The organism is Winogradskyella sp. (assembly GCF_013042245.1).
In the GTDB taxonomy this organism is placed as follows: domain Bacteria; phylum Bacteroidota; class Bacteroidia; order Flavobacteriales; family Flavobacteriaceae; genus Winogradskyella.
This window is the reverse complement of the sequence record NZ_JABDQL010000146.1, coordinates 18,341-29,919: the sequence shown is the minus strand read 5'-3', so window position 1 is coordinate 29,919 and position 11,579 is coordinate 18,341. Positions and strand designations below refer to the sequence as shown.

At 33.0% G+C, this 11,579-nt stretch carries 11 protein-coding genes; 7 read left to right on the top strand and 4 right to left on the bottom strand.

The genetic code is table 11. From position 1 onward, the window contains the following. Nucleotides 1–465 precede the first annotated feature (465 nt). From HKP48_RS11415 to HKP48_RS11405, 3 genes are all read left to right on the top strand, one after another. The gene (locus tag HKP48_RS11415; RefSeq protein WP_296345946.1) at nt 466–993 is read left to right on the top strand and encodes an inorganic diphosphatase; all 528 of its coding nucleotides are present in this window, start codon (nt 466–468) and stop codon (nt 991–993) included. 122 nt (nt 994–1,115) lie between these two features. Next, nucleotides 1,116–3,509 carry a sodium-translocating pyrophosphatase gene (locus HKP48_RS11410; protein WP_296345944.1) on the top strand — a complete coding sequence of 798 codons (2,394 nt, stop codon included), beginning with the start codon at nt 1,116–1,118 and terminating at the stop codon, nt 3,507–3,509. 98 nt (nt 3,510–3,607) lie between these two features. Next, nucleotides 3,608–4,588, top strand: a complete 981-nt coding sequence (locus HKP48_RS11405; protein ID WP_296345943.1) for a phosphatase domain-containing protein — start codon at nt 3,608–3,610, stop codon at nt 4,586–4,588. Here HKP48_RS11405 and HKP48_RS11400 read toward each other — a convergent pair. From HKP48_RS11400 to HKP48_RS11385, 4 genes are read right to left on the bottom strand one after another with little or no spacing between them, the layout of a single operon-like run. Beyond that, on the bottom strand, nt 4,578–5,198 hold the full coding sequence (locus HKP48_RS11400) for a deoxynucleoside kinase (protein ID WP_296345941.1): 621 nt from the start codon (nt 5,196–5,198) through the stop codon (nt 4,578–4,580). The two genes, HKP48_RS11405 and HKP48_RS11400, sit on opposite strands and share 11 nt — an antisense overlap. A gap of 3 nt (nt 5,199–5,201) precedes the next feature. After that, a complete protein-coding gene (locus tag HKP48_RS11395) occupies nt 5,202–5,984 on the bottom strand; it encodes a hypothetical protein (RefSeq protein ID WP_296345939.1) in 783 nt (260 codons plus the stop codon). A gap of 57 nt (nt 5,985–6,041) precedes the next feature. Continuing rightward, a complete protein-coding gene (locus tag HKP48_RS11390) occupies nt 6,042–6,725 on the bottom strand; it encodes a response regulator transcription factor (RefSeq protein ID WP_296345937.1) in 684 nt (227 codons plus the stop codon). Continuing rightward, a complete protein-coding gene (locus HKP48_RS11385) occupies nt 6,718–8,274 on the bottom strand; it encodes a HAMP domain-containing sensor histidine kinase (protein ID WP_296345935.1) in 1,557 nt (518 codons plus the stop codon). Before HKP48_RS11385 ends, HKP48_RS11390 begins: the two co-directional genes overlap by 8 nt. Nucleotides 8,275–8,400: 126 nt before the next feature. On the opposite strand from HKP48_RS11385, the gene HKP48_RS11380 reads away from it, so the two are divergent. The 4 genes from HKP48_RS11380 to HKP48_RS11365 all read left to right on the top strand — a co-directional run bounded on the left by HKP48_RS11380 (nt 8,401) and on the right by HKP48_RS11365 (nt 11,550). Further along, nucleotides 8,401–8,772 (top strand): hypothetical protein, encoded by a 372-nt coding sequence (locus tag HKP48_RS11380; RefSeq protein WP_296345933.1) that lies wholly within the window; start codon nt 8,401–8,403, stop codon nt 8,770–8,772. Nucleotides 8,773–8,793: 21 nt separating this feature from the next. Continuing rightward, entirely contained in the window at nt 8,794–9,651 is an 858-nt protein-coding gene (locus tag HKP48_RS11375; protein WP_296345931.1) for a GLPGLI family protein, read from the top strand. 95 nt (nt 9,652–9,746) lie between these two features. Next, a complete protein-coding gene (locus HKP48_RS11370; protein WP_296345930.1) occupies nt 9,747–10,580 on the top strand; it encodes a GLPGLI family protein in 834 nt (277 codons plus the stop codon). A gap of 91 nt (nt 10,581–10,671) precedes the next feature. Continuing rightward, nucleotides 10,672–11,550, top strand: a complete 879-nt coding sequence (locus tag HKP48_RS11365; RefSeq protein WP_296345928.1) for a GLPGLI family protein — start codon at nt 10,672–10,674, stop codon at nt 11,548–11,550. Nucleotides 11,551–11,579 lie beyond the last annotated feature (29 nt).

Genomic DNA, 11,579 nt, shown 5'->3' with positions numbered 1-11,579 from the left:
ATATCAAAAATAGGTTCAAAAATCAAAGGTTTGAAAGTATCGAATCTTTAAAAGAATGGCTTCATAGCATGGTAGTCGAAATGGATAAAGAAACCATAAAATCTATCACGGGAAACCATCATTACCTTAACGCATTTAATACGGCATTTAAAAACTAAATTGGTATAAGTTCTTGTGTGTTTACATGAGCAATTTCTGCTTGAGCGTACAATTATAATAAAGAACCTATAAAAATAGGAGTCCCAAGAAAATGTTTTTGATTTGCAAGACATTTCGACTTTAGTTTATGCTGAGTACTTCGACTGTGCTCAGCATAAACTAAAGTCGAAGTACTCAATGTGACAGAATGTGTTTGAAATCTAAATTATTACTGATTACGGACATATAATTACAGAGTTTGTAAAATTTAATCTTGTAATAATGAAACATTAAACTATCTTTGCACCCCTTTTTAAAAGAGAGATTATGACAGCAAGTGGAAAATTAACTTTCGATGTACTTATAGAAATTCCTAAAGGAAGTCGTAATAAATACGAATACGACTTCGAACTCAACAAAATACGCTTTGATCGTATGTTGTTTTCTTCAATGATGTATCCAGGTGATTATGGTTTTATCCCTGAAACTTTAGCCTTAGATGGTGATCCATTAGACGTTTTGGTTATGGGTACAGAGCCAACATTTCCAATGTGCGTTATGGAAGTAAAACCAATTGGTGTTTTTCATATGGCAGACGAAAAAGGACCAGACGAAAAATTAATTTGTGTGCCGGTTACGGATCCAATCTGGAATAGCTATTCTGATTTGTCGGATTTAAACCCACACCGTAAAAGAGAAATTACGCATTTTTTTCAGGTATATAAAGACTTAGAAGAGAAGAAAGTTGATGTCGGAGGTTGGGGCGATGCCAAAGAAGCCTACGATATTCTTAATAAATGTGTCGAGCGTTATGAAAATAGCGAACATAAAACTAATGGCGATTTTACTATTTAGAACAACTATATATTTTTTAAAAATAAAGCCTTTTTGTTGCAATTCAAAAGGGCTTTCTTATTATGTATCATTTCACTACATTTGCGCAGCTAAAAACTAATCAAATAAAAATAAAGTTTAATATGGAATCATACATGATTTATATGCCAATAGCTTTGGCACTTTTAGGATTAATTTACATGATTGTAAAGAAATCGTGGGTTATGAAACAAGATGCTGGTGACGGTAAAATGAAAGAGATTTCAGACCACATCTACGAGGGTGCTTTAGCATTCTTAAATGCTGAATATAGATTACTTGCAATTTTTGTATTGATAGTAGCTGTTTTATTGACTATTGTATCTTTTGTTGTACCAACTACACATTGGTTAATTGTAATCGCGTTTATTTTTGGTGCTGTGTTTTCTGCATATGCAGGTAATATTGGGATGAAGATAGCCACGAAGACTAACGTTAGAACAACACAAGCGGCGCGTACAAGTTTACCAAACGCACTTAAAATCTCTTTTGGAGGTGGAACGGTAATGGGACTTGGTGTTGCAGGTTTAGCAGTATTAGGACTAACAGCTTTTTTTATATTTTTCTTTAGATTCTTTATGGGCGGCGAATGGACAAATACAATGGACATGACTATTGTATTAGAAACACTAGCTGGTTTCTCTTTAGGGGCAGAGTCTATTGCACTTTTTGCTCGTGTAGGAGGTGGTATTTATACCAAAGCTGCCGATGTTGGAGCTGATTTAGTGGGTAAGGTAGAAGCTGGAATTCCAGAAGATGATCCTCGTAATCCTGCAACAATCGCAGATAACGTTGGTGATAATGTTGGAGATGTTGCTGGTATGGGAGCTGATTTATTTGGGTCTTATGTTGCAACCGTATTAGCCGCAATGGTATTAGGTAACTATGTTATTAAAGATATGGGTGGTGCAATCTCTGATGCTTTTGGAGGTATTGGTCCAATCTTATTGCCAATGGCAATTGCTGGTGCAGGAATCATTATTTCTATCATTGGAACCGTTTTAGTAAATATTAAAAGTAACGATGCTAAAGAAGCTCAGGTAATGGGCGCTTTAAATGTTGGTAACTGGACCTCTATAGCTTTAGTTGCAGCGTCATGTTTTGGTTTGGTAATATGGATGTTGCCAGAAACTATGCAGATGAACTTCTTCGGAGAAGGTTTACAAGAGATTTCTTCGATGCGTGTATTTTATGCAACCTTAGTTGGTTTATTTGTAGGAGCTGTGATTTCTTCTGTAACAGAATATTACACAGGATTAGGTAAAAGCCCAATCTTAAAAATTGTACAACAATCTTCTACAGGAGCAGGAACCAATATTATTGCTGGTTTAGCAACGGGTATGATATCTACATTCCCTTCAGTATTATTATTTGCCGGAGCAATTTGGGCATCTTATGCATTTGCAGGCTTTTATGGTGTTGCATTAGCAGCATCAGCAATGATGGCTACAACAGCTATGCAGTTAGCTATTGACGCTTTTGGACCAATATCTGATAATGCAGGTGGCATAGCTGAAATGAGTGAACAAGAACCTATCGTAAGAGAACGTACGGATATATTAGATTCAGTTGGTAATACAACTGCTGCAACAGGTAAAGGATTTGCTATTGCTTCTGCAGCATTAACATCTTTAGCTTTATTTGCTGCTTATGTAACGTTTACCGGAATCGACGGAATTAATATTTTCAAAGCACCAGTATTAGCTATGTTATTTGTTGGTGGAATGGTACCTGTGGTATTCTCTGCATTAGCAATGAATGCCGTCGGTAAAGCTGCTATGGAGATGGTTCAAGAAGTACGTCGTCAGTTTAAAGATATCCCTGGTATTATGGAAGGTACAGGGAAACCAGAATATGACAAGTGTGTTGCGATTTCTACACAAGCGTCTTTAAAAGAAATGATGTTACCTGGTTTATTAACTATTGGTTTTCCTCTAGTGATTGCTTTTTTGCCAATGTTATTTGGTATGGATAATTTAGCTATTGCCGAAATGTTGGGAGGCTATATGGCTGGTGTTACAGTTTCGGGTGTGTTGTGGGCAATCTTCCAAAATAATGCTGGTGGTGCATGGGATAATGCTAAGAAATCCTTTGAAGCTGGTGTTGAAATTAACGGAGAAATGACATACAAAGGCTCTGAAGCACATAAAGCAGCTGTGACAGGTGATACTGTTGGTGACCCTTTTAAAGATACTTCAGGACCTTCAATGAATATTTTAATCAAATTAACGTGCCTCATTGGATTAGTAATTGCACCAATTTTGGGAGGTCATTCTGAAGAAGGTTTAGCAGTGAATGATAATCTGGAAATCATTAAAGAAATCTCTGTGGAAACACAGGGTCAGAAAACCTTAGATGAAACTGCAGTAGCAAAGATAATCACTAAAACACAGATTGGTGATGGCGAAACAATTATTAAAGAGAAAACCTTTAAAGGTAATCTAGAAGAGGTGACAAAACAAGCTGAAGCTTACGCTAAAAAACAAAAGAAAAACTAAACGAGTTAGTTTATCTTATTTTATAAAAAAAAACCACGTTTTCAATTTAATTGAAGCGTGGTTTTTTTATTTGTATTTTTAAGGCATCATTTTTTTTTATGATATTCAAAAAAGACCCTCTACAAATAATTCCATTTTTAACTTACGGTACTCGTAACCATCTGTATTTACGTGGTCGTGCATTAGAAGATGAAGATATAGACTTGTCTAAAAAAGGATGGTTTAATCTTTTAATAAACTCATGGAAACGTTTTGAAACTGATGAAATCCGAAAAACACCCGTAGCAATTAAAGTTAATAAGCAAGATTTTAAATTAACCACAGATGTCGAAGGTTATTATCTGTTAGATGAAAGTACTCCTATAAAAACCCAAACAGATTCTGAAGGTTGGTTAACTTATGAAGTAGCTTTTAATGATAACTCGCTCAAACGTAAAATTCAGCTTAATAATCATTTTAAAGGACAAATGCTTGTACCGTATAGTGATGCTCAGTTTGGAGTTATTAGCGACATTGATGATACTATTTTGCATACAGGCGTTACGTCTCGATTAAAATGGAGAGTGGTTGTAAATACCTTTTTTAAAACTCCATTAAAAAGAAAAGCTCTTGAGGGTACAGCGGACTTTTACAAGCTACTACATAACACCGTCAATCCAATTTTTTATGTAAGTAATAGTCCTTGGAATTTATACCGTTATTTAGAGTTTTTTTTGCATTCAAATAATTTTCCAAAAGGACCAATTTTATTACGTGATTTTAGAACACCTTTCGATAAAACACCAAAACCAGAGTTAGCTCATAAGTACCACGAAGTATTCAATATTTTAAAGACCTATCCTGACCTAAAATTTATACTTATCGGAGATTGTGGAGAAAAGGATGCTGACATCTATTTAGATGTGGTTAAAAAATTCCCTAATAGAGTAGCAGCTATCTATTTGCGTAGTGTAGAGCATAAAAAACGAATGAAGCGTATTGAGAATCTGTTTAAAGATTATTCAGAATTACCAGTTTTAATCGTTCATAATAGTGCTCAAGCTATTGAACATGCAAAAGGTAATGGTTTTATTTACTAAAAAAGCCATTAATCTCAGCATCAATTTTATTAATAATATCTCCTAAATCCTCAGGATTAGTTACAAAATCTAGATTATCTACATCAATAATTAAAAGATTGCCTTTTGTGTATGTGCTTATCCACGCCTCATAACGCTCGTTAAGTCGGCTTAAATAGTCTATACTTATCGTGTTTTCGTAATCTCGTCCTCTTTTATGAATTTGAGCAACCAGATTAGGGATGCTACTACGTAAATATATTAATAGGTCTGGACCTTTAACAAAGGACTCCATAAGTTCAAAAAGTGAAGTGTAGTTTTCAAAATCTCGATTAGTCATCAGGCCCATAGCATGTAAATTGGGAGCAAAAATAAAGGCATCTTCATAGATAGTTCTATCTTGAATAATATCTTTTTTTTCTTGTTGAATCTGATTTACTTGACGAAATCTACTATTTAAAAAATACACCTGTAGGTTAAAACTCCATCGCTCCATCTGGTTGTAAAAATCATCTAAGTAAGGATTGTCTACAACATCCTCAAGTTGTGCCTCCCATTTAAAATGTTTGGCTAATAATTTTGTGAGCGTAGTTTTTCCTGCGCCTATATTTCCCGCAATAGCAACATGCATAATTTATTGTGATTTTAGTTGGTAGCGACGTAGCTTTTCGTCGTTGTAAATATACAAGGTTTCATTGGTTACCAAAAACTGATTTATTAACAAATCTGAAGTTTCTAATGGTTTTAAAACATTACTATTTTTTGTAAGCAAAAACAATTCATTGTCCTTTCTTAAAACCAAATTAGCTTTGCTAAATGCCATATCTGTAAAACCAGAATTTGGAATTTTTTGAATCAAACTCCCAAAATAACTATAGATATATAGATAATTTTCGGTAAGAAAATAACAGTAGTTGTAGTCGCTTTTTAAATCTAAGGCTTGCGATTGTATAGGTACTGTTTTAATTCTGGTTTTGTTGTTGAGATAATCATACAGCTCTAATTGCTGTAAATCTTGATTAAAAAGCCATAGTGTATTATCATACCCAGTAGATATTAGGCTTACATTTTTATATTCTTCAATAGTGTTGAAATCTACTTTTGTAATTTCAGCTAGTCTGTTATCTAAAATTATTACAGTATTAAAATCTTGATAAAAGAGATTTATTTTAAGAGGATTAAAAGTATTGGCAGATGTTATTTTTCCTAATTGAAAGTTGGCATAACTAATCGTGGTATCTGATGCTTTTTTATAAAAACTGTGATTTTCATCACTATAGTAAATGGTGCCAAAAGTATCTATGCCAAAAACAGTTTCAGCCTTAAGCTCTAAAGAGTTTTTAAATTCTAGTCGAATTTTATTTTGGGAAAATCCAAAAAATGCAAAAAAAATTATAATGTATAATATACCCTTCATACTGTTTTTGAAAAGTACAAAAATTGAACCACAATCACTAAGCTTTAAAAAGAAGTGCTAAACCGTTAGTTTATATCCAAAACCACGAACATTCAAAATCTGAATACGCTCATCTTGCTTTAATTTTTTACGAAGTTTAGAAATAAAGACATCCATGCTTCGTGCTGCAAAAAAGTCATCCGTACCCCAAAGTTTATTCAAAATTAAAGAGCGGTCTAAAACGGCATTTTTGTTTTTAATAAGATGAAATAGCAAATGAGCTTCGCGATGTGTCAGCTGAATAGCATTATCAGACTTATATGAAAGCAACTGTTTTGGAAAATCAAATTTGTAATCACCAAGTGTAATAATTTCAGCAGTTTTCTGAAGCTTTGCGCGCCCAATGAGATTCTTAATTCTAACAATAAGCTCCTCCATACTAAAGGGCTTTTTTAAATAGTCATTTCCGCCAATTGTAAAGCCTTCTACCACGTCTTGTGTTTGCGATTTTGCAGTCAAGAAAATAATAGGGATTGTATCATCTAGCTCTCGCACTTCTTTAGCTAATGTAAAACCATCTTTTTTTGGCATCATTACATCTAAAACTAGAATTTCAGGGCTTTCGGATTTATAGGCTCTTAAAGCTTTTTCGCCATCTTGGCAAAGAATAACTTCAAAGTCTCGAGTCTCTAAACTTTCTTTTATAATCTGTCCTAAAGCGGCTTCATCTTCCGCTAATATTATTTTTATCGGATTAGCCATTTGGGAGTTCTATTTTAAAGGAGGTAAGTTTATTGTTAAGATTCAGATTAATGTTTCCATCATGTTTTTCAATAATACTTTTGGTGTAGTATAGCCCGATTCCAAAACCTTTGACATCGTGCTGGTTGCCCTTAGGTACGCGATAGAATTTCTCGAAAATACGTTCTTTACTAGATTTGTTTAGAGTTATGCCATTATCTGAAATATTAATATTAAAGTTGGTTTTGTTAGGGATTAAATCTACAGTAATGATATCTCCACCATATTTTACAGCATTGTCTAAAATGTTGTTTAGTGCATTTTCGAAGTGAAAAATATCAACGCTTGCTATTAAACTTTCAACTTTAAAACTAGTTTGAATGGTTTTATTTGAATTTTGAGTTTGATATCTAGAGCAAAGTGAAGATAGTAGTGAGACAAGATCTATTTTTTCTTTATTAAGTTCTAAACTTTCGCTGTCAAGGGTTGCAGTTTCTAAAAGCTTTTCAACCATAAGATTAAGCTTTGATAATTGCCCCGATGACATGTCTATATATTTTTTTGTTTTTTCTTTGTCGTCTATAATATTAAAGTTGTTAATACCTTCTAAAGCTGCGCCAATAGTTGCAATAGGTGTTTTAAACTCATGAGTAATATTACTAATGAGGTCATTCTTCACTTCTGCTAATTGTTTTTGATGTTTTATGATTTTGAGTAAATAGAAAAGACAACTTATAACTGCTAAAATTAAAAATGTTGAAATTAAAATTCCGCTTGAGCTGCGCTTTAAGACATTAAAAGTCTCGTTGTCAAAACTTAGTTTTAGTAAACTGCCTTTGGGTAAAAATGTAGATTTAGATTCAATTTGTAAATCGTAATCTTCATAATCATTTTTAGGAATGTTCTTCTTTATTTTTTTGAAGCGAGCTTGCGTAGCAGAATCGGGTATTTTTTCAAAATAAGCTAAGTTATGGTCTAGTTCTATTTTTTTTCGCTTAAAGTCTTCTATAAGTAGTTTATTAACTCTTCTAACATCTAGCGAATCATTTTTTATTGAAACAAAAATCATTGTAGATAACATCTCAATATCAGAAATACTGTCTTTCGATTTTTTGTTTTTAAAACCTTTTAAAGTAAAGGTGTCTTCGCTTTTCTTTAAAGAATTAAGATGGATAGCTTTTACTTTTTTATCATGTTCTATTTTCATGGAGTCTGCTTCAAAACCACGAAAAATCTTTAATCCATCTATTTTACTAGTGTCTACAGAGTCTACTTGTTTTAATTTGCCGTCTTTTTCATCTATACTATTTAGAATTTTAGTAAATGGGCTGTCATCATTCAATATAGCTTTGGTTGATGTGTTTTCAAATGAGATACCCATGCGTGTTTCTTTAGCAAGATTGGCATAATAATCATCTACAGCCTTGTCTAAACTCAATTGTACATCATTAATGAGTTGTTGCTTATTAGTTAGGTAGTTTTTGTAATTCCAATACGCTTGTATGCCAATAGTGGTAATTATAACAAGTGTAATTGCGTATAATATATATCTGTAACGTTTGTCATTCATATTTCAAAAGTAATCGTTATGGCTTAAAGTAGACTCATAGGTTAACACACGTTAACGTTGGTTAACTATTATTACTCAAAGGAGTCTTCATATTTGCAGTGTAATAATCATTTAAAAATTATAATCATGAAAAATTTATTATTAGTATTTACAATTTGTTTAGCAACTTCAATGTTTGCACAACAAAAAGATTTGAAACGAAATATAACTTCAGAGAAAGTAAAAGTTGAAACTTTTAAAATAGCTGTTGAAGTTGATTCTGTAGAAGAAATTGAATCTACATTTTCTGTAGACGAGTTTAGAGAAATATTAAATGAAACAGAAGACAATGAAAATATTATCTTTAGCATAAAGTGTAATGACAGAAAAATAGGAGATGAAGTAAAATCCCATATCAAATATGAGATTAATGGAAATACAAACGAGAAAGAAAAATTTATTGAAAGCGTCAGAAAAGTTAGAGCTGCTGCGATAAAATATTACAATACAAAAAGGTAAAAATTTCAAAACAATCATAAAATGAAAAGAGTTATAAGAGTTTTGTTTTTGGGTTTAGCACTAGTATTCACTAGTGCTAATGCCCAATATTTTCAGGGAGAAGCAACTTACAAAACGCAACGTTCTGTAGATATTAAATTAGACAGTACTAGCAATCCAGGTATGACTTCGGATATGCAAAAGCAAATGCAGGCAATGCTTAAAAAGCAGTTTCAAAAGACATATACGCTTTCATTTAACAAAGAGGCTTCTGTTTATAAGGAGGAAGAGTCTTTAGCACCACCAGCAGTTGGTGGCGGCAGTATGCAAATAATGGTTATGGGTTCCGGTGGAGGTACAGATATCCTATACAAGAATACTAAGGACAATAGGTATTCCGACCAAAAGGATACTATGGGAAAAATCTTTTTAGTTAAGGATTCAATAAAGCCAATAGCATGGCAATTAGAGAAGGAAACAAAATTTATTGGTCAGTACCAATGCTATAAAGCAACATATACTAAAATAGTACCTAAGCCAAAAGATTTTAAATCTATGAGTGATGCTATAAAAGAAGATAAAGAAGCTGAAATGATAGAGCGAACGGTAACGGCTTGGTATACGCCTCAAGTTCCCGTAAATAATGGGCCAGCTATGTATCAAGGTTTACCGGGTTTAATTTTAGAGGTACATGATGGTAAATTAAATATAGTATGTAGCAAAATTATTCTCAATCCAGAAGACGAGGTGTCTATAAAGGAACCAACAAAAGGGAAAGAGGTTAATAAAGCAGAATACAATAAAATCCGTGAGAAAAAACAGAAAGAAATGCTAGAGAGATTTGCTCCAAGAAAAGGTAATCGAGGTGGTGAAACTTTTGAAATTAGAATTGGAGGATAGACAAAGCTTATGTTAATGTTTTGGTAAAGAGAATAATTATGTTTAACGATTATATAAATTTGTTAGACATATTTTAAATAATTAACAAAACAGCCATGAAATCTTTTTCTCTTAAAATCAGCATTTTACTTTTAATCGGTATCTTTTCAAGCAATATTAATGCACAAGAATTCCAAGGTAAAGCCTTTTATTTTTCAAAATCAACAATGGATTTAGGGCGTTGGGGAGCAAGACTCAGCGAAGCTCAAAAAAAGCAAGTAATGGCTCGTATGAAAAATAGACTAGAGAAGACTTATGTGCTGTCATTCAACAAAACTGAATCTTTTTTCAAGGAAGATGAAAAGTTAGATGCTATGTCTGGTGCAACAGATTCTTGGGGTAAAAATTTTGCTCAGGGTGATTCTTATAAGAATGTTAAAGAAAATCAATTGGTCCAGAGCCAAGAATTTTACGGTAAAAAGTTTTTAGTAAAAGATAAATTACAAAAGATAGATTGGCAGCTAGGAAAAGAAACCAAGCAGATAGGAAACTATACTTGTTTTAAGGCAATGGCTTTAATTCCTTCAGATGAATTATCATGGTATAATTTCTCTTGGGATAAGTTAAGACGTCAAGAACCTGCAACAGATTCTACTGGAACAATAAAAGAACCAGAAATTAAAATGACGCAAGTAGAAGCTTGGTATACACCTCAAATTCCTGTAAGTCACGGTCCGTCGGAGTATTGGGGATTACCAGGTTTAATTTTAGAAGTTAGTGCGGATAACAACACAATGCTTTGTTCTAAAATTGTAATCAATCCAAAGGAAACTATAGAAATTGAAGCGCCTAAGCGAGGAGAAGAGATAACTAAGAAAGACTACCAATCGACTGTAGTAGATAAAATGCAAGATTTTAGAAATAACAGAGGCCGTCGAAGAAGAGGTTAATTTCTTTAACTTAAGTTTAATCAACACAGGTTTGACTTTTTGTTATTTGCTAAGTCTAAGCAATATAACATTAAGCACTACATCCTAGAATATGAAATTATCTCAACTCAACGTTCTTGCCTTTGCAATTCTATTAGCTTTTAGCGGATTCTCTTTTGGACAAGCTTTTCAAGCAAAAGCATACTATCAAACGAAAACGACCATAGATATGAGTCAATTTGGTGGTGGACGACAGATTAGCCCAGACCAAATGAAACGTATGCAAGAGCGTATGAAGAGTTTCTTAGAGAAACAATATACACTTGTCTTTAATAAAGAAGAATCTATATATAAAGAAGAAGAGAAATTAGAAGCACAAGCTGGAGGAGGCCGAGGATGGGTAAGTAGTTTTTCGAGTAGTTTTACTGGAGGTCCAAAATATAAGAACGTAAAAGAGAAACTGATACTACAAGATCAAGAATTTTTTGGTAAGAAGTTTTTAATAAAAGATGAATTGAAATCTCTTGAATGGAAAATGAGTGGTGAAACTAAACAAATAGGTCAATATACAGCCTTTAATGCCACAGCAACAAAACCAGTTACAGGTTTTGATTGGAGGAATATGAGAAGAAGAGGTAATGATAATAAAAAGAAAAATGATTCAATATCTGCCAAAAAGTCTGATAATCCTACAGACGAAATAGAAATGCCAAAAACTATAGAAGTAATAGCATGGTATACACCTCAAATACCTATTAACCAAGGTCCCGATGATTATTGGGGATTACCAGGTTTAATTTTAGAAGTCAATGCAGATAGAACTACAATCCTTTGTACGAAAATCATTATAAATCCTAAAGAAAAGGATGTTATAGATAAACCAGAGAAAGGTGAAGTTGTAACTCAAGAAGAGTATACAAAGATTACAACAGAAAAAATGGAAGAAATGCGAAGTAATTGGCGTGGTCGAAGAGGCCGTGGACGAAACTAAATCGTATTTAACCCACAAAATAGACTAAC

What these genes read in the sequence shown, in the direction of transcription:
- HKP48_RS11415 (WP_296345946.1), top strand. Translation starts at nt 466, where the DNA reads ATGACAGCAAGTGGAAAATTAACTTTCGATGTACTTATAGAAATTCCT.
- HKP48_RS11395 (WP_296345939.1), bottom strand. Translation starts at nt 5,984, where the DNA reads ATGAAGGGTATATTATACATTATAATTTTTTTTGCATTTTTTGGATTT.
- HKP48_RS11405 (WP_296345943.1), top strand. Translation starts at nt 3,608, where the DNA reads ATGATATTCAAAAAAGACCCTCTACAAATAATTCCATTTTTAACTTAC.
- HKP48_RS11365 (WP_296345928.1), top strand. Translation starts at nt 10,672, where the DNA reads ATGAAATTATCTCAACTCAACGTTCTTGCCTTTGCAATTCTATTAGCT.
- HKP48_RS11380 (WP_296345933.1), top strand. Translation starts at nt 8,401, where the DNA reads ATGAAAAATTTATTATTAGTATTTACAATTTGTTTAGCAACTTCAATG.
- HKP48_RS11390 (WP_296345937.1), bottom strand. Translation starts at nt 6,725, where the DNA reads ATGGCTAATCCGATAAAAATAATATTAGCGGAAGATGAAGCCGCTTTA.
- HKP48_RS11370 (WP_296345930.1), top strand. Translation starts at nt 9,747, where the DNA reads ATGAAATCTTTTTCTCTTAAAATCAGCATTTTACTTTTAATCGGTATC.
- HKP48_RS11375 (WP_296345931.1), top strand. Translation starts at nt 8,794, where the DNA reads ATGAAAAGAGTTATAAGAGTTTTGTTTTTGGGTTTAGCACTAGTATTC.
- HKP48_RS11400 (WP_296345941.1), bottom strand. Translation starts at nt 5,198, where the DNA reads ATGCATGTTGCTATTGCGGGAAATATAGGCGCAGGAAAAACTACGCTC.
- HKP48_RS11410 (WP_296345944.1), top strand. Translation starts at nt 1,116, where the DNA reads ATGGAATCATACATGATTTATATGCCAATAGCTTTGGCACTTTTAGGA.
- HKP48_RS11385 (WP_296345935.1), bottom strand. Translation starts at nt 8,274, where the DNA reads ATGAATGACAAACGTTACAGATATATATTATACGCAATTACACTTGTT.